Consider the following 18,254-nt stretch of genomic DNA (forward strand, 5'->3'; position numbering starts at 1 on the left):
CTCCATAGCATGTCAAAAGCATACAGGACGATTTCATGCAGCGATTCTTCGGGTCACTGGCCCTAATTTTAAGCATCACCCTTTCAATCACCTCCTTCGGCAAAGGCAAGATTCTAGCTTTGGGAGATTCCCTCACATTTGGCTACGAAGTTGAAGAAGAGCATACCTGGCCGAAACTACTGGAAAAGAAGCTTGGGGTCCCTATTATCAACGGCGGCACGGCGGGTGCAACATCAGCTTTTGGGCTGCCCACCCTTCGCTTCCATTTGAAGCGTTACACTCCCGACCTCGTCATCTATGCTCTCGGGGCCAATGATGGCTTACGCGGGCTGGACCCTAAGGTAACCCAAAAAAATATCGAGGAGGCCGTGAAGCTATGCCAGGAAAAGGGTATCAAGCTAGTCCTACTTGGCATGAAAGCGCCGCCCAACTATGGCAAAACCTTCCCGGCGAACTTCGAAGCTATTTACCCTACTGTGGCTAAGAAATATGATATCCCTTTGATGCCGTTTATGTTGGAAAACGTCGCGGGGCAAAAGAAATTAAATCAGCCCGATGGCATTCACCCCAATGCTGAAGGTTATAAGATCATCGCTGAAAACATTTATAAGGTGGTAACGAAACACTATGACCCCACAAAACATTCTAAGCCTGAAGCAGGTAACAAAGAATTACAAACAAGGCCAAAATGAGATTGAAATTCTCAAGGGGCTGGATCTGGATGTCGTCCAAGGCCAAACCGTTGCCATCATTGGGCAGTCAGGAAGCGGAAAATCAACCTTGCTTTCATTGATCGCTGGCTTGGATACTCCCAGTTCTGGGGATGTTAAGATCAATGAGCAGAACATCAACGAACTGGACGAGAAATCTCTCACCCGCTTCCGTGGCGCAAATATTGGCATTGTGTTTCAGCAATTTCATCTGATGTCTCACCTCACGGCATTGGACAATGTGCGTCTACCGCTGGATATATTAGGCCAAGACAATGCCGTTGAAAAAGCAAGGGATGCCCTCAAGCTCGTGAAGCTTGACCATCGGGAAGACCACCTTCCCCAGCAGATGAGCGGCGGCGAAAACCAGAGGGTTGCGATTGCTCGCTCCTTCGTGGTCAACCCCAAGCTTCTTCTTGCAGATGAGCCAAGCGGCAGCCTTGATCAAGAAACGGGTAAAGTGATCATGGACCTTTTATTTCATGCGGTCAACGAGCGACAGATGACCATGGTTTTGGTTACACACAACCAGGATCTGGCCAAGCGCTGCGATCACATTTGGGAACTCAAGCAAGGCCAACTCCACAAAAGGTAGACTATGTCCTTTCGTATCGCATGGACCGAACTGGTTCATAATAAAAAATTCTCATTGCTATTTCTTATCAACCTTATGGTTGGCTTACTAGGATTTGTTACGTTAGACGGCTTCAAAAACAGCTTCCAAGAGCAGCTCCAAAATGCATCGAAACGGCTTCTCACTGCCGACCTGTCGGTTGCAGCACGCCGGCCTCTCACTGAGGCCGAACAAACGATGGTGCGCAACACTGTTGGCGACAGTGCTCAGATTTCTCCTGTGACCACCTTATATTCCATGGCAGCATCCTCTAGCCGCACCAGCTTGGTGGAACTCAAAGCCATCAGCCCCATGCATCCATTCTATGGCTATATCGAGCTGGAATCAGGTGAGCGAATCGAACACCAAAGCCCTCTCACAAGTGAGCTGAATCGCGAAGCCAAAATCTGGGTAGCACCGGAAATCACACTCCAGTTTAAGGTATCTCCAGGAGACACCATAAAACTAGGAGAACAATCCTTCACCATTGCTGGTGTGATCAAGGATGACTCAGGAATGAGCTGGGCTGGGGCTGCCTATGCCCCACGGATCTATATGGGACAAGATCAACTAGAGGCCACAGAACTATTGATCAGAGGCAGCACTGCCTGGCATACCCTACATATTAAGATGCCCGAAGGTGCAGACATCGAAGGCATAGAAAAGGCTCTTTTCGCCATTCTCGACAATAGTGTTCGAGTGCAGAGTTATTTCAAAGCCGGGCAAGACAATGGTCGCTTGCTGCGTTATTTGACTGACTATCTAGGGCTTGTTTCTTTAGTTGCCCTCTTCCTTTCTGGCCTAGGGACATTTTATCTATTCCGCAGCTATCTATCTGCAAAACAGAGGGATATTGCCATTCTCTTGAGCCTAGGTATGCAAGGTACAAGAGCGACAAGCATCTATCTGATTCAACTCCTGATGCTTGGTCTGGCATCTGCACTGGTGTCCATTCTCATCAGCGTTTTACTGCTACCCCAAGTCACCCAAATTCTCAGTTCCTTCTCACCTATAGAAATCGCGCTGAGTATTGGTTACGAAACAATGGTATCCGCAATCCTGATCGGGACTCTCACTCCGCTGCTACTTTGCCTACCCCTTCTCATCGAGATCGGAAACATCAAACCATCAGCTCTCTTTCAAGAATTCTACAACCCCAAGCTTAGGATCTCTCGCGGTCGTCTTCTGGGATTCTTACCCGCGGCTGGGGGCACGTTTGGGCTATCGGTTTGGCAATCGAACTCATTCTTAGTGGGGTCACTATTTTTTGGATCACTTGTGGCATCAACCGCCCTGATATCTGTGCTAGGCTTTGCCCTTCTTAAACTTTTCACGGCGATGAACCCCAAGAGTCTCTCCAGCCGCCTGGCACTCGGCTATCTGAATGGCCAGCGCGTGAGTGCCCTATCATGCTTTCTAGCCCTGTCGCTGAGCGCCCTCCTAACCAATTTGATCCCCCAGCTTGAAAATACGCTGCTCAAAGAGCTTGAACGACCGGAAGGGGAACAATTGCCAAGCCTCTTTGTGTTCGACATACAAGAAGAGCAAGAGCCAGGGCTGCGCCAGCTTCTTGCTGATGCTGGCATTGAAATCAATTTTTTGTCCCCGATGATCCAAGCTAGGCTTAAAGAGATCAATGACGAACCTTTTGATAAGGGCGAAGTGGAAGATAAGTTTTCCCGTGAGGCTCAGCGTGAGCAGAGATTTCGCAATCGAGGTGTGAATCTAAGCTATAAACCCGAACTATCATATTCTGAAACAATCATCGAAGGTGAAGATTTTTCTGGCCCATATAACTTCGATGAGGGTAAGCCTGGAGAGCTATCCATCGAAATGCGCTATGCAGAGCGCCTCGGCCTAGAAATCGGTGATAAGATGACTTTCGAAATCCAAGGCCTTCCCATAGAAGGAGTCGTGAAGAATCTTCGCAAGGTAAAATGGAATTCGTTCCAACCGAACTTTTTCATTCAATTCCAGCCAGGAGTGATCGACGATGCTCCCAAAACTTTTTTAGCAGCTCTGCCCCCCATGCCACTGGAACGAAAAAATGAGCTGCAAGGACAAATCGTTGAGGCATACCCCAATATATCCATGATTGATGTTAGTAAGCTCGTTAAAAAGCTTGGGGAGATCATCGGTCAAATGAGTCAAGTGCTGCGGATTATGGCCTGGCTTAGCGTTCTTGCAGGCTTGATTGTGACCTTCTCCATTGCCAATCACCAAACTCGGCAGAGGCTTTGGGACATCAATCTATTGAAAATCCTAGGTTCCCCGTTTCGTACTATCCAAGGAATGGTCCTTAAGGAATTCTTTCTTCTGAGTTTCTGGGCAGGAGGAATCGGAATGATAAGTGGTCTGCTCGCTAGCTGGCTGATTACAAAGTTTGTATTTGATGGTCTTTGGAGCCCCAACTGGGAGACTCCAATCGCATCGTTGATTTGGATTGTAGGTCTATGCTTGGGTGTAAGTTGGCTAGCGTCGACTCAAGTCCTTAGAAAGAAGCCCCGACTCTATCTTTAATGGATCGCCATTCGATAAATAGGTTGGTCACAGCTAGAATCAAGACAACAGCTGCACCAGCCTGATGAAGAGATGCAATCGCAACGGGAACATGCATCACCAAGGTAGCGACTCCTAAGCCGAACTGAAAGAGGATGGCTAGGAGAAGCGCCCACTGGATCAGCCTTTGGTTCCCCTGAACGCCACGGAGCCAACCCAACCCAGCAATGCCGAAGACAATACCAAGGGTTAACCAGCCCAAACAGCGATGAATAAACTGTACCGTCACTGGGTTTTCAAAAAGGTTCTTCCAAGTGGGTAATAAGCTTAGAGCACCGGCCGGAAACAAGCGACCGTTCATATCAGGAAAGGTGTTGTATACCAGCCCTGCATCGAGACCAGCTGTAAGCGCCCCATAGAAAATCTGAAAGGATACTATAAAAAGAAGTAATACCGACAAGCCTCGAAATGACGGTTCTTTGATACGTATCCGAGCTTTCATCGTGAGTCCAAGAAGAATCCAATACAAGTAGGACAAGAGTATAAAAGCAAGGCCTAGATGGGCAGCAAGCCGATACTGACTTACCCTGGGCTCGTCAACCAAACCACTTTTTACCATGTACCACCCGAGAAGACCCTGCAGCCCACCTAAGACAAAGGCTATAAATAACTTCGTCACAAGACTGCCTTTAATCCTGCGACGGATCAAAAAGTAGAGGAAAGGCACAAAGAAGACGATCCCAATCATACGACCGAGAACACGGTGACCATATTCCCAGTAGAAGATTGACTTGAAGTCATCGAGGCTCATGCCCTTGTTGATCTTCTGATATTCTGGAAACTGGCGGTAGGCATTAAACGTCTCCATCCACGACTCTTCGCTGAGAGGTGGGATGATTCCCATGATAGGCTTCCAATCCACCATGGATAAGCCAGAATTTGTCAAGCGAGTCAGCCCCCCGACCAAGACCATGCTATAAGTCATCGCGATTACAATAAATAGCCAAAATATTACTGGTTTACCTACCAACTGTCGGTCCATAACACCTCCACTTTCCCGATGGGTAAGTCATACCTGGAGGTCTGGCGTTAGTCAAAGAAATAAGCATGGCTACTGAGGGAATCCCGACACCTTTTGTATGTCTCTCTGGCTTAAGTGCTGACCTTCCCGAATCATATCTTTTAAGAATCGTCTCAGTATGATCGAGGCCAGGGCACGATGCAGTGTCGGCATTTCGAACTGGCGAGGAGCAAATATGATATTCTGAGGCATAATATGAAGCTCATCGAGTATCTCTATATCAGTCTCTTCATCCGTCAGAAGAAGTACGCCATCTCGTTCACGATCAAGACTTGACCTCATTTCAGCGTACTCATCCCCATGGTGATCATCCATCACCACGATACAAGGCTGGCCAGTGAGTTTTGCTGGTAGAGATTCCCCCGGGCGGTAGGTTAGAATATCGAAGTCCCACCCCCCCATTACATCGTTGAAGAAAGCACTAATGGAAGTAATCAACTTTTCTGGTTCGTCACAGACCAGCAATACTGGGAACTCAAAATCAGAGAATGGCACCGGTATATTGGACGGAAGATTCATTTCAAATATATGACTGCTTCTCTGGATCAAGGAGCCCGCATTGCGCTTGAGGGACTCTTGAATCTCTTTTAAGCGCTTACTCAACTGCAAGGTCTTGTCGAAGCACTGCTCACCTTGGAGCTGGAAAGTGATTCGATAGAACCAATAGCTGTCGACCCGGCGACGGCCCTTGTGGGTTTCAAGGAGGATGCGAATGTCACACTTCTGCCTTGTTTGAGCTACAATTTCATTGACGACGGAGCGGATTTTTTCAGAGATGTTCCATTTGTCGCCAAATATCACCGTGTCTTCGCTGCCAGAAGTCTCGAAGTCCAACTTACCTCTGGTCACCGCACGATACTCTTTTAAGATTCCCTCTACGGTTCCCTTTAAATCGTAGATCATAAACGGTGTGAGCAGTTCTTCAGACTCTGATGGCAAGTTGATGGTAATCACCGTACCTCGGTCATCGACGGATTCTACTATGATTTGGCCATTGATCTTGTTAACGGTGTCTCGAACTGCATCCATGCCAAGACCCCGTCCCGAAACTTCCGAGACCTCATTGCTTGTCGAAAAACCTGGATGAAAAATTAAGGATAGGGATTCTTGATCACTGATATGTTCAGCTTCTTGCATCGTAATGATACCTTGATCAACTGCTTTCTCTTTGACGTGTTCGACTTCAATTCCATGGCCATCGTCTTCGAGTCGGAGGGTTACCGTGCCATTCAATTCTTCGACTGACAAGCGGATCAAACCCTTTTCAGGCTTACCAAGAGACTTTCGTACATCTGGCATCTCGATGCCATGATCTACCGAATTTCGGAGGCAATGAACTAGGATATCGTTGATCCGAGCCATCACGTTGGGCTCGAAATAGTGATACTCTAGGTGGGTTTCAATATCTTGAACTTTCTTGCCCAACTGACGAGCAATATCATGAATCATATCGTTGTAACCTTTGATGTAGTCGCGCATCGAGACGCGATCAAATGTCGCTAGAGCACGACCGAATTCCTTTTGAATCGTTCTCAAGTGCCGAGGCTCAAACTGCGGGTCTCTTAAAATATAGGCAAACTGATTGACCAAAGATCGAATCCACTGGACCCTGTACTTCAGGTTCTGATCGCGTTTGCGATCGATTGAGCTTAAAATTTCCTTTCTTAGGCTAGCGTAGGAATAGATTTCTTCGCTGATGGCCATCACCTTTTGGGTTAACTCAATAAAGGTCTTGGGTTCATAGGCTATCTTGCCACTGCGAAGCTCTGAAAGGTAATGCTCCACTTCGTGGGCCACATCCTGAATGGAATTGAGCTTAAAAAGTTTGGAATTTGCTTTAATGGTATGAACAGAGCGAAACATCCGATTCGCAATATCGTTCATCTGCTCTGGAGCAGCGGTGCGAATCGCCTTTAAGTCTGCCTTGATACCTTCGAATAGCGAACGAGTTTCATCCATGAATAGTTCAAATAGGCTGTCGGAAACTTGGAGCAAGGCAAAAATCTTTTCAATTTCCTGCTCTCGGCGGACGGCCTCGCTCTGAAAGCGGCGATGTTCAGTGACATCTTGTAGAACGATTGAGATTTCTTTGACTACTTTTTCTTCATAAATTGGGATGTAGTAGGCCTTTATGAATCGTTTGCGGTGTTTGAATCGGCAGCTAAGTTCCTCTGGAAAGTTCGGCATCGACAGCTTCCACTGCATCTCGGGCATTCCGAGAACTGAGGTAAAGTGGAACTCTAGAGATCGAATCGATTCTTTGGACAAATCAGTCTTTTCAAAAAGGAAATCGATGACTCCCTTGCCCTCAGAGTTTTTACCAAAGATTGCTTCAAGGCTAGCCATACTCGCTCGCTTTACCACCAGTTTTTCGCCAAAGGTCACGATTCCCAGTTCCAATCGATCAAATAGGGCATTGCGGTACCTCGTTTCCTTGAGGTTACGATCCAAGATGCGATCAATGATTGCAGCAATCGACTCACTAACCGTTAACTTGCTCAGGTTTATGACGCCGATGTTGAGTTCGTTCAAGAGGTGATAGAGTTCCGCTTTTGAGCGTTTTCCAAGACTTCTCTCGACTTCAGTTATCACGTAGTAGAGAAAGACAAGGAGCACAGTCAAGACCAAGGAAAGCTCAAGAAAAAGTGGTAAACCTAGGCTAAGAATAAGAGCCAAACCCGACAATAGCAGTCCAGTCAAAATCCCAGTGATTTTGACCAATCGCTTGTCTTTTACGTGGTCCCTAATACCCATATTTATCCAAAGTCGGATGACAACTATTCAAAATGAGAGTTCGGATGGCGAGTCCTATGGGTTTAGTATCGAGGCTGAGAGGGGGAGTTTTTAAAACTTAGAACGACATGAATTGATATGACTTAAGGATCGCTTTTTGTCAATTTGCCAAATGTCTTCTTCATGGAAGCCGAAACACACAAAACTCCCTCCATCCGAAGCACTTCCCGCATGGGCTTCGCCAATGAAGCCATCCGTGGTTTCTCGGACCCGATAGGCATAGCGCAAAGGACTGGCTGATTCCGAGTGACACCACTTTAAAAGAAACCCTAAACGTGCAGCCCCTTCCGGCTGTTGGCAATTATCCTGACCCTTAAGGGGAGCACCATAAAACTGATCAAAGCTCATATAGCGATCCGATTCCATTCTTTGAGCCTTTTGGAGCGTGTGGAGATAGGAAAGCATGAGTCGCGCCTCGGCACGCAGGCCCCGAACTGTTACAGTCACATACATGGCTCGGCCGAGAAACCCACCCAAGACAGCTAGCAAACTAAAGATAATAAGATATCTTATGGTGTGACCATTCATACTGGCGACAAAAACTTTCTAATAATTCTAGAAGCCTATCCTATTCATTCTATCATAAGCCTGGTCCCTTGACTTTCTTCTAAAAGGCCATATCTTATTTCGGAGTAGATGGATCGCCTTATCAGGAGTGTAACGGTGTCAAATTATTACGATATCCTTGGTGTAGAAAAATCAGCTTCCGATGCCGACATAAAAAAGGCATACCGCAAGTTGGCTATGCAGTATCACCCGGATCGAAACCAAGGCAACCCCCAGGCTGAAGAAAAGTTCAAGCAAGTTAACGAAGCCTATGCCGTGCTTTCAGATAAGCAAAAACGTCAGCAATACGATATGTTCGGCGAGCAAAAGTTCCACCAACAGTATTCAGCTGAAGACATATTTCGAGGTACCGACTTCGGATCGATTTTCGAAGAGTTTGGAATGGGCAATAGCTTCTTCAGCAACATCTTTGGTGGAGCAGGTGGCGCTGGATTCCAAGGTCGCGGCGGGTTCCAACGAGGCCCCCAAAAAGGGCAGGACGTTGAATACCCGGTTAAAATTGGATTTATGGACGCCTACAACGGCACAGAACGTCGAGTACAATTCTCTTTGAGTGACGGTACGAGGCGAGATTTAACCGTCAGAATTCCACAAGGGGTCCAGACCGGAGCAAAGCTCCGCGTTAGCGGCCGCGGCGCTCCGTCCCCAGTTGGCGGTCAGCCAGGCGACCTGTTCGTAGTTATTGAGGTTTCACCGCACCCACGCTTTACCCGAGACGGGCTTGATATCGAAACTCCAATTCCAATGAAGGTTTCAGAAGCCTTCCTAGGGTGCTCCAAGTCCATCGAAACTCCCATGGGTGAAAAGAAGATCAAAGTCCCAGCCGGAGTAAAACCTGGCACTAAGATCCGCCTTAAAGGGCTTGGATTCAAATCAGGCCAACAGCATGGAGACCTATTTGGAATCGTCGAGGTTGAGATTCCCAAAGACCTTTCTGATGAGCAAAAAAATGCGATTGCCTCATTGCAAGAGTGTGGCCTCTAGTAGGCCACAGAGCACGCGTCCCTAGTTTTTACCGGGTGTGAATTGATCGAGCTCTAGGTAAAAGCTACCGAACTTAGCCTCGCCCTCAATTTTGATTAGAGGCTTGTTTGGATGATTCGTCGCTAGCCACATGGTTACAGTGCCCTTCTGCTCGAACTGCTGGCCTGCGGATGTGATCAGGTTGACCTTCACAGCATCAAATGTCCCAGCCTTTACCTGGACCTTCTCTTCCGCAAGGGGCATGGCTTCAAGCCACCAGTTTTTTTCTGAAGTGTAAACCACAAACTTCTGCTTCTCGCCGACTTTAAAATCTAGAGACCGAAGCTTGTAGGCTGCCCCCAACGCGTCAACAGCCCCTGGGAAAACATCATAGTTGCCCTCTTTACGCTTGTTCTTGTGCTTCACTTCCTCAACAGTTTTCACACTACAATTGACGTGATCGAATTCGAGCCACTTTTCCCGCCGGCTCCTAACTTCGAATGGCTTGTCATGATCCTCGCTAATATAGAACTTGCTGATCCCACCATCCCAAGGCCGGGAAAATGCCTGAAGCTTGTCATGAGCCTGGAATATGGCCTTGTACCAATCCCCGGTATAGGCTTCGACGCTAAAGACCCGATGCCAACGCTTTTCATAAACGAGCTGACCATTCTTCTTCGCCACGGGAATTTTGTATTTCAGCGGCTTGCCAACTCGCATGAAGCCGTAACCTACGTGGACTCGAACGGAGCCATACTTCAACTCGTAACGAGCCTCCTCCCCATACCCATATGGCACCCCTTGATAAGTCTTAGAACGCGACCATTGAGGCGCCTCTGCAACTTTTCCTGGGCAAATAACCTCCTGTTCGAAGTTGTCCTGTTTGGTATTCGATATACCTTTTTGACTCATAATACCGATTGCTAGTATTGCCACAAATCTGCTATTAATACAGCTTGTTATGAACATATTCACCCTCAACTTGTAGCTATTAACATTTTTTATGTGGTTAATGGATCCTATCTTAACCTGCTTTCATTGACTTTTATAGACCCCCATGATAACGAACTTAGCTCTATAGTGTATTAATATGTCCGATGGGCGGACAACTTTAGGAGTTAACTAAATTTATGGAACTACAAGAATCAAAACTGGCCGGTATCGGTACGATTCAGTGGGAAGACGAAGACACTGGTTTCGAGAACGAATCCGACCTTAGCCAAGAGTTTGCCAACCTTCTAGACCAAGAAGAAGCGACCAATACAATCAAAGAAGGATCAATTGTAAACGGTACAGTTGTTCGCTTCACCGAAGACACAGTCATCGTTGATATCGGTCACAAATCTGAAGGTGAAATCCCCAAAGGGGAGTTCAAGGCAGCTGATGGCGAGCTTTCTGTCAAAGAAGGCGATACTGTAGAAGTTTACCTTGATTCTTTTGAAGATAACGATGGTGAAATGGTTCTTAGCCGTGAGCGTGCTGAAATGCTTCGCGCTTGGGATCGTATCTCCGACGCTTACGAAAACAACGAGATCGTTGAAGGTACCGTTGTTGCTCGTGTTAAAGGTGGCCTATCCGTTGATATCGGCGTGAAGGCTTTCCTTCCTGGGTCTCAGGTTGATCTTCGTCCTGTTCGCAACCTAGACAAGCTAATCGGCACTCAACTGAGCTTCAAAATCATCAAGTTCAACAAGAAACGTGGCAACATCGTTCTAAGTCGCCGTGTCCTCCTTGAGCAAGATCGCGAGAAGCTTCGCAGCGAAACTCTTTCCAACCTCAAAGAAGGTGCGGAACTTAAGGGTATCGTTAAAAATATCACTGATTACGGTGCGTTCATCGATCTCGGTGGCATCGACGGCCTTCTACATATCACAGACATGTCTTGGGGACGTATTAACCACCCATCACAGATGTTCGAAGTTGGTCAAGAAATCGAAGTTAAGGTTCTTAGCTACGACGAAGGTCGCCAGCGTGTTTCCCTTGGTTACAAGCAGCTTCAAACTGATCCATGGTTGACTGTTGCAGAGCGTTACAACGTTGACTCTCGCGCCAAAGGTACTGTTGTTAGCTTGACCGATTACGGTGCATTCGTTGAGATGGAGCAAGGCGTTGAAGGCTTGATCCACATCAGCGAAATGTCTTGGTCTAAGCGCATCAAGCACCCTTCCAAAGTTGTTCAAGTTGGCGACGAAGTTGAAGTTGTCATCCTTGCGATGGACATCGAAAACCGTCGTATCAGCCTTGGCATGAAGCAAATCGAGCCTAACCCCTGGGAAGTTGTTAAAGAGAAGTACCAAGAAGGCGATATCATCGCTGGTAAGATCCGCAACATCACAGACTTTGGTATCTTCGTTGGTATCGAAGACGGTATCGACGGCCTGATCCACATCTCTGACATCAGCTGGACAGACCGCATCAACCACCCTGCTGACAAGTTCAAGAAGGGTGACGAAGTAGAAGCTAAGATCCTTCAAATCGATGCCGAAAACGAAAGATTCTCTCTTGGTATCAAGCAACTATCTGAAGATCCTTGGGCGAAAGCGGCTGTTGATATGCCTGCTGGAACCAAAGGAACTGGTCGCGTAACTAAAGTTACTGACTTCGGCGCATTCGTAGAAATCTCTGAAGGCATCGAAGGCATGATTCACATCAGCGAGCTTTCTGAAGATAACGTCGAGCGCGTTGAAGATGCAGTTAAAGAAGGCGACGAGATCGACTTCGTAGTTCTTGCTACTGACAGCGAAGAGCGCCGCTTCTCACTTTCTCGCAAAGCTCTAATCAAGCAGCTAGAAGGTGAAGAGCTTAACAACTACATCAACCAAGTTGCAGAGCCTAAGACTGGTCTAGCTGATGCATTCGCAAAAGCTAAAGCTGCTGCCGAAGAAAAAGACGGCGAATAAGACTTAGTACTAGCATTAAGATCAAGGGCCCGGTTAGAATTTTAACCGGCCCTTTTTCTATTTAGGAGACTTCCATGGGATATTTTCGAAAACTTCCCATTTTCCTCTTTATGCTAGTGACTCTTTGGTATGTAGGGCTTTTTTGTTATTTTAACCAAGTTAGCATTCGCATTGAGATTCCATATATCGGCATCTTTAGTATCGCCAGCGCCATTGTATTTTTGGTATCTTTCTTAAGTGGGGCGATTTTTGCCGCTTTCTTTTTTGGTTACGATGCCTTGCGCAAATATATTTCCCTTCGCAGAAGTGTGAAACAGCTGGAACAACTTCGTAAAGAAACAGAGACCAAGGCTAGCCTTGAGCCAGTCATCGCTGAAACTCCCAAGGACCAGGAGCCGGCTGTTTAGATTCTCGGCTTGACGTTCTATTCTATTCGATATAACGCAAGGCTTACGATAACTGGGTGGCAGTTTCCCATTGCTTTCCCGGAGGCTAGATGCATTGACATGCAAAATATGAGAAAATCATTCCATTAAGGAAGGAAAACCAACAAGCTGACTGCAAGACTCGAAAGCCTTTCAAAGCTGGGAGTCGAACCACCGCTCCGCACATTCCTTCATTAATATTACCCAATTTAAGGAGACTCAGTTGGGCCTATCTTTGGCAAGGGAGATCGCATACGACTCATTCGTCGCGGTCATGGAAAAGAAGAAGAAACCCGAGGATGTACTTGGAGAATATTACAAGATACACGACAAGAAACTAAAGCGATTAGATCGTAATTTCATCAAAGAGATCTTATACGGCAGCCTCCGCTGGAATGCCAAACTCTTCTGGATTTTACAAAACACTTCGAAACGAGACTTGAACAAGGCCAGCCCCGAGATTCGCGCAGCGCTTGTAGCCGGCACCTATCAGATTTACTACATGGATCGGGTTCCTGACCGCGCGGCTGTGAACGAGAGCGTTGAGTACATTCGGAAAAAAGGTCAGGCCAGTGCCTGCTCTTTTGTAAATGGCATCCTCAGGCAAATTTCGCGACGTGCGGAGTACTTTGCAAAGCCTGATAAGAAAACACAGGCGGCTGATTATCTTGCTCTCCAGTTTTCCCACCCGAAGTGGTTGGTCCAACGCTGGATGAAGCATTTCAAGTTCGAAAAGCTTGAGGTGATGCTGGCCGCCAACAATCAGCCACCACCCATGAGTATCCGAATCAACTCGCTCAAGATTGACCTTGAGGAAACACGGACATTCCAAGAGCGCCTTCTTAGAGAAGAGAAAACCCACTCAGACAAGCGCTTCCTGAGAAGTGCTTTGCGTCTGAAAGAGGCTCCAAAGTTTGCCGCTCCGAGTTTATTTTCTCAGGGATATTATACGGTTCAAGATGAGTCATCCCAGTTGATCGGCTTTCTAGTGGATCCTCAAGAAGGGGAAACTGTTGTCGATGCTTGCGCTGGCCCTGGAGGCAAATTATCGCACATCTATGAGCTAGGCGCCGAAAAGATCACACTTATTGCTATCGAAAAGGATGATGAGCAGCTACGACGAGCCCAGGAAAACATGGAGCGCATGGGTCATGATCAATTGGAATGGGTGCAAACCGACTTTTTAGAGTGGAAGGCCCGGAAGAAGGCCGATAAACTCCTACTAGACGCTCCTTGTACTGGCCTTGGTGTGCTGCGACGCCACCCTGAAGGTAAGTGGCATAAGAGCCCGGATGATTTAGACGGGGTGATTGACACCCAATATGCTATGATCAAACACGGTTTGACGAGGTTGAAAGTTGGCGGAGAATTGATCTATTCAGTCTGCTCATTCGAGCGAGCTGAAACAGAGGATCATTTAAACCGCATCGTTGATGAGTATGGCGACAAGATCGAAATCATATCTCCTGTATCCAGGCTTCCTGACTACTTTAAGAAGTATGTCACCCGCCAGAACTATTTGGCAGTTTATGCTGGGAACCAGGATGATATGGACGGCTTTGGAGCATTCATCATCAAGCTTCGTAAAAAGATATAGGAGCTTTTTGCTTGTGACTGCCCCAGTTTTTAAATTGGTTAAAACGGCACTTGCCGAGACATTCGCCTCAAAAACTGGGGGCCCACCAGGGTATTTCAAAAGCATCACGGCCGTCGGTCTACTATTGCTTAGTCTAGGCGCTTCTAGTCGACACTCGATGGCAGCCACCTCCTCACCTCGGGCCCCTCAGGTGCCCCAAAAAACCCCAGGCCCAGCGCAGGAGAGCTTTAGCGACTTCAAGAGCCTACGGGCTCGACTCTTAAACCTTATTGGCTCCGCCCAAAAACGGGTGATTTTGGTTTCAGACTTTCTAACAGATGGAGATATTTCCTCAGCGCTATACCTAGCCAAGTACCGTAAGGTGAATGTAAATGTCTTACTCGGCAAACGAAAAGCTAATCGCTACCTTTCGCGGGTGCGATTCCTGAATCAGCAAGGTATTTCTGTATCTCATCGCCCTCTAAGCTTGCCGATTAAAGCTCCTACGGTTCTTCTGGTAGACAATCAGCTCTATACAGTGACGCGAGACCTCGACGTTCTTAGGCCTGAAATGGGATCGACCTTAAGCCAAGTCGCACCTGCTCCCATGAATGAGTTTCTAAAGGCTTTGATCGCAGCCTTCAAGAACCAACGTAGCCTTCGCTCGACACCTCTACCTCAAGTAGGACGACCACGACGACATAAGGCTGTGAGCCAACGATACCCCAAACCCTATAGGGTCAACCCTGATCGTGGCTATAACTACGATCGATACCGACCAGCTGCAAAGCCTGACAACGTCCCAACTCGCCTGCCGAAAGATACAGTTTATCAGAAACGCCAAAAACAGAAGATCTTAGATCAAGAGAAAAAGCTCCAAGACCAACAAATACTTGAAAACGAAGCGTTAGAAGAAAGCAAAGAACCCTCGTCGCATCATCATGACGATGTCATGGATCAATCATATCCGGAGGATACTCAATGACTACCGCAAAGCTTTACCTTAAGCTGATCGTCTCGTTTCTAATTTTGGCGGGTTGTACAAGCATGTGCGGCAAGGGGCGCAAGGACCTTACTCCCGAAGAGGTGGTACAAGCCTATCTTGATATCTCCTTGAACATGACTGATTTGGGGCAAAGGGTCCAGTTACTCAATCTTACAACCGGCTCATTGCATGCAGCTATTGAAAAGGCTTCGGACGAAACCGTCAGCAAGGCCTTCATCGACAAACGTTATCATTTGGAAGCTTATTCCGTGGTTGAGCGCCGCGACCGGACTCCCAGAGAAACTGAAATCACTTTTGTGTTAACTTACCGAGACCTGGGGAACAATCCGGACCAAGCGCCTGCAGAAGCCGCCCAAATTACAACAGAAAACACCGTTGCCGTCGTCAAATACAAAGGCGCGTGGGCGATTCGTGATGTTTTAGGAAAAAATACAACAATCGACTTCCCGACCCAGCAAGGGGCCGAGATCAAGCCATCGACCGCTCCTTAAGAGGCGCGAGCCACTGTTTGATGGCCAAGGAACGTGGCCTGATAGATAGGTTTGGTTTTGTCTGCCTTGGCAAAGCTTGGCTTTCGCCCTCGTTTCGAGGAGCGGAAGCCATCAGCCTCGTCGATCACCTGCTCCGCATTCTGTGCATCAAGCAGCTTGCCAACGAGGTTCCGGAAGTTCTCCCGAATACCTTTGTCATTGCTTAATATCTTGATCAGCTCGTTTCGGAAAGGGTCCTCAGCAAACGCTCCAATGGCACACATAATCTCGCGACCGAGATCTTTATGATTCACTTCTGAGACGATCTTCAAGAGAACACCGAGATGTTGCAGAAAAACTCGCCGTGCCAGGACCTGCTCGTTCTGAGGCTGCGATACCAGATGGCCCGTAAGCGTTTGGATGAATAGCGCAAAACGCTCTGGCTTCTTCAGCATGTAGTACTTCCATGTCTCATGAAGAATCTTTTGGCAGTGATTATCTGCTTCCAATATATAGGGTGTGTTTTCGAGTAGAAACTGAAGGGCAACGGCCTCCGTTTTCTTGTTGAAAAGCAAGGTAAAAAGGTGCTCCAGAACAGTGTGCCCGAAACGCCCCATGATCCGGTTAAAACCGGGCTTGTGTGATTTACCCTTTTCCAAAGATCCGAAGTAATGAACTAGACTTAATCGGATACAATTATTATTGCTGTTTGACACAGATAGAAGGTAAGTCGAGATATGATCAAGGACCTTGTTAGTATTCAGGGTCTCGTCGTCTGCGTACTCTTGCTGGATAGATTGAATCAGATTGCCAAGCTCGCAGATCAACGCCACTGCGATTGAAAAAATATCTTCGTAGTGCTCGGAATCTGAGATCTCGGCTGTGATCGCTAACTCAACCAAGGTCTCGCATGCTTCCATGGGATTCGGCTGCTGGACGAGTTCTTCCAAAAACGCGTTCAGCACGACCTCTTCCTGGCTATTGGCAAGAAGAACAAGAAGGCTCTCGATAAGAATTTCTTCAGGAAGGCGAGATTCCACTCGCTCCGCCAGGCGTACTGCGATGTATCGCACTAGCTCCTGCATGCCATCGTTATCAAGGACCTTTTTTAAAGGCCTTGTATCTTTCCACGACAGAAGAACCCCCATATCCACCAGATTCTTGGCTTCATCAAGATTCTTTGCTGTCTTCCAGGAGCTTGTAACTTCGCCCATTGTTTCCATGTATATCTCCCTTTCAAGGGCATGCGCCCTTAGTCATCGCATTAACCAGCCCGATTAAGTTCCTCTACTAATCGATGTATATCTTCTCGAGCCTTGTCTGGAATCTCGACAAACTGAAGACCGTAGCCCACAGGGTAGCGAGAATCACTGTTGTAGCGAACAACCACGGCCTCAGCATTGAATGCCTTATCGAGACCGTTGCATCTGACCGAGAGCTTCAACTGCTCTCCAACTGTAAAGAGTTCTTCCCTGGTTTCCACAAAGATCCCTGTTTCTGAAATATTTACTCCCGATCCAACTGTGAGCTGACCGTTGTTGTGAACAGCCACCCGACCTTTGACGCTAGCCCGGGGAGAATTAGCACGGCGCCGCTCCATAGCTTCTGGATCTGGTGGAGCCTCTGCCCCACTATCCGCGGCAACTCCTAGTTCTTCTAGGCCATCCTCTAACGGCCTCCAGTCTTTCCAGCCGACCTTGAAAATGAACCCCTCTTGGGAGATCATTTTATTAGTCATAAGCTGATGCACCTGCTGCGTGTCAAAAGGCCCGATCTGCTGTCCGTTTTGATAGAGGTACCAAACCTGTTCACTCATTGCGAAAAGCTCCGCGTCGGCTATTCAAGTCAACAAAATATGGCTAAGTCAGCGGAAAGAATTTACTTAGCTGATTAATTGCCACAACCCATAGGTAAAATCGGCCATCTTGCCACAATACTTTAGGCGATTCTTAAACTTTATTTTTTTTCGCTTATAAATACTGGGTGTTAACACATCAAATATTAGGGGAGTATTCTGCATGAATTTTCGAGTTTTGCTGAGTAGCTGCTTATTTTTACTAGTGGCAGCTCTTTCAGAAGTAAGATTGCAGGCTCGTGACAAGGCCGATAAACTAGAGCTTTTACCCATAGATCAGAGTCCTAAGCCTTCAGAATGGCAACTATTTATGAAGCTAGCCATCGAAGATCGGGAGGCATTCTGGAAGTATCACAAAAATAGGGGCAAAACCCTCGGCGATTGGGCGTGGGAATGGCGCTTGGCTTGGGTAAGGGTTTGCGGTCGTAGCGAGAGGCTCTACTGCGGTGAAATCCTTGAAAGGTCGTTGCAAGATCCCGCGGTGGTGGTGCGAGCGGAAGCAGCGACCACCATTGGAACTCGTTTCGAAGGGACGGGCTACAAAAAGGCAGCAGACCTTCTCGTCGCCGCGTACCTGAACCCAGAGAACCATCGGAACAGAAAACCCCTCTGGGTGCAGTTTCGTATACTGGAAGCCATGAAAAAAATTGGCGGGCAAGATCTTATGACAAAGGGGACCATGCTTGCTCGCCAAGACCCCGCAACTCTCAGCTACTGGAAAAAGCTCAATAAAATTTAGCCTTGACGAAAGCCTACAGATGCGAGTATTAAGTTACACCTTCCAAGTTCTTTGGAA

16 protein-coding genes are annotated in these 18,254 nt (G+C 47.4%); 10 read left to right on the forward strand and 6 right to left on the reverse strand.

Annotation, left to right across the window (positions count from 1 at the left end; translation table 11 throughout):
• The first annotated feature begins 35 nt into the window (after positions 1-35).
• The 3 genes from B9N89_RS14745 to B9N89_RS14755 are packed head-to-tail and all read left to right on the forward strand — an operon-like array spanning position 36 to position 3,843.
• The gene (locus B9N89_RS14745; protein WP_132320906.1) at positions 36-692 is read left to right on the forward strand and encodes an arylesterase; all 657 of its coding nucleotides are present in this window, start codon (positions 36-38) and stop codon (positions 690-692) included.
• On the forward strand, positions 628-1,305 hold the full coding sequence (locus B9N89_RS14750; RefSeq protein WP_132320908.1) for an ABC transporter ATP-binding protein: 678 nt from the start codon (positions 628-630) through the stop codon (positions 1,303-1,305). The genes B9N89_RS14745 and B9N89_RS14750 overlap by 65 nt, the downstream gene beginning before the upstream one ends.
• 3 nt (positions 1,306-1,308) lie before the next feature.
• Positions 1,309-3,843: an ABC transporter permease gene (locus tag B9N89_RS14755; protein WP_132320910.1), complete on the forward strand. Its 2,535-nt coding sequence runs from the start codon at positions 1,309-1,311 to the stop codon at positions 3,841-3,843.
• Here B9N89_RS14755 and B9N89_RS14760 read toward each other — a convergent pair.
• The 3 genes from B9N89_RS14760 to B9N89_RS14770 form a co-directional block, all read right to left on the reverse strand.
• Positions 3,815-4,864: a COX15/CtaA family protein gene (locus B9N89_RS14760; RefSeq protein WP_132320912.1), complete on the reverse strand. Its 1,050-nt coding sequence runs from the start codon at positions 4,862-4,864 to the stop codon at positions 3,815-3,817. The genes B9N89_RS14755 and B9N89_RS14760 overlap by 29 nt on opposite strands.
• A gap of 69 nt (positions 4,865-4,933) precedes the next feature.
• Complete coding sequence (locus B9N89_RS14765) at positions 4,934-7,657, reverse strand: ATP-binding protein (RefSeq protein WP_132320914.1); 2,724 nt, start codon at positions 7,655-7,657, stop codon at positions 4,934-4,936.
• Between the two features lie 90 nt (positions 7,658-7,747).
• Positions 7,748-8,224, reverse strand: coding sequence for a hypothetical protein (locus B9N89_RS14770; RefSeq protein WP_132320916.1), 477 nt, complete (start codon positions 8,222-8,224; stop codon positions 7,748-7,750).
• A 135-nt stretch (positions 8,225-8,359) separates the two neighbouring features.
• Between B9N89_RS14770 and B9N89_RS14775 the strand changes: the two genes are divergently transcribed.
• Positions 8,360-9,247: a DnaJ C-terminal domain-containing protein gene (locus tag B9N89_RS14775; protein ID WP_200820724.1), complete on the forward strand. Its 888-nt coding sequence runs from the start codon at positions 8,360-8,362 to the stop codon at positions 9,245-9,247.
• A 21-nt stretch (positions 9,248-9,268) separates the two neighbouring features.
• Here the strand turns inward: B9N89_RS14775 and B9N89_RS14780 are convergent, their stop codons facing one another.
• Positions 9,269-10,138 carry a DUF3108 domain-containing protein gene (locus tag B9N89_RS14780; RefSeq protein WP_234996113.1) on the reverse strand — a complete coding sequence of 290 codons (870 nt, stop codon included), beginning with the start codon at positions 10,136-10,138 and terminating at the stop codon, positions 9,269-9,271.
• Between the two features lie 218 nt (positions 10,139-10,356).
• Here B9N89_RS14780 and B9N89_RS14785 point away from each other — a divergent pair, with 218 nt between their 5' ends.
• The 5 genes from B9N89_RS14785 to B9N89_RS14805 all read left to right on the forward strand — a co-directional run bounded on the left by B9N89_RS14785 (position 10,357) and on the right by B9N89_RS14805 (position 15,624).
• Positions 10,357-12,126 carry a 30S ribosomal protein S1 gene (locus B9N89_RS14785; RefSeq protein WP_132320923.1) on the forward strand — a complete coding sequence of 590 codons (1,770 nt, stop codon included), beginning with the start codon at positions 10,357-10,359 and terminating at the stop codon, positions 12,124-12,126.
• A gap of 74 nt (positions 12,127-12,200) precedes the next feature.
• Positions 12,201-12,533: a LapA family protein gene (locus B9N89_RS14790; protein ID WP_132320925.1), complete on the forward strand. Its 333-nt coding sequence runs from the start codon at positions 12,201-12,203 to the stop codon at positions 12,531-12,533.
• A 241-nt stretch (positions 12,534-12,774) separates the two neighbouring features.
• The gene (gene rsmB, locus B9N89_RS14795; protein WP_132320927.1) at positions 12,775-14,148 is read left to right on the forward strand and encodes a 16S rRNA (cytosine(967)-C(5))-methyltransferase RsmB; all 1,374 of its coding nucleotides are present in this window, start codon (positions 12,775-12,777) and stop codon (positions 14,146-14,148) included.
• Positions 14,149-14,161: 13 nt separating this feature from the next.
• On the forward strand, positions 14,162-15,112 hold the full coding sequence (locus tag B9N89_RS14800; RefSeq protein WP_132320929.1) for a phospholipase D-like domain-containing protein: 951 nt from the start codon (positions 14,162-14,164) through the stop codon (positions 15,110-15,112).
• Entirely contained in the window at positions 15,109-15,624 is a 516-nt protein-coding gene (locus B9N89_RS14805) for a hypothetical protein (protein ID WP_132320931.1), read from the forward strand. The genes B9N89_RS14800 and B9N89_RS14805 overlap by 4 nt, the downstream gene beginning before the upstream one ends.
• On the opposite strand, the gene B9N89_RS14810 is transcribed toward B9N89_RS14805, so the two are convergent.
• Both B9N89_RS14810 and B9N89_RS14815 read right to left on the reverse strand, forming a co-directional pair.
• Positions 15,621-16,826, reverse strand: coding sequence for a hypothetical protein (locus B9N89_RS14810; protein WP_132320933.1), 1,206 nt, complete (start codon positions 16,824-16,826; stop codon positions 15,621-15,623). The two genes, B9N89_RS14805 and B9N89_RS14810, sit on opposite strands and share 4 nt — an antisense overlap.
• A gap of 41 nt (positions 16,827-16,867) precedes the next feature.
• A complete protein-coding gene (locus B9N89_RS14815; RefSeq protein WP_132320935.1) occupies positions 16,868-17,419 on the reverse strand; it encodes a PilZ domain-containing protein in 552 nt (183 codons plus the stop codon).
• A gap of 202 nt (positions 17,420-17,621) precedes the next feature.
• Here B9N89_RS14815 and B9N89_RS14820 point away from each other — a divergent pair, with 202 nt between their 5' ends.
• The gene (locus B9N89_RS14820) at positions 17,622-18,197 is read left to right on the forward strand and encodes a hypothetical protein (protein WP_132320937.1); all 576 of its coding nucleotides are present in this window, start codon (positions 17,622-17,624) and stop codon (positions 18,195-18,197) included.
• Positions 18,198-18,254: the final 57 nt, after the last annotated feature.

The sequence above is a fragment of the Pseudobacteriovorax antillogorgiicola genome (assembly GCF_900177345.1).
GTDB lineage: Bacteria > Bdellovibrionota_B > Oligoflexia > Oligoflexales > Oligoflexaceae > Pseudobacteriovorax > Pseudobacteriovorax antillogorgiicola.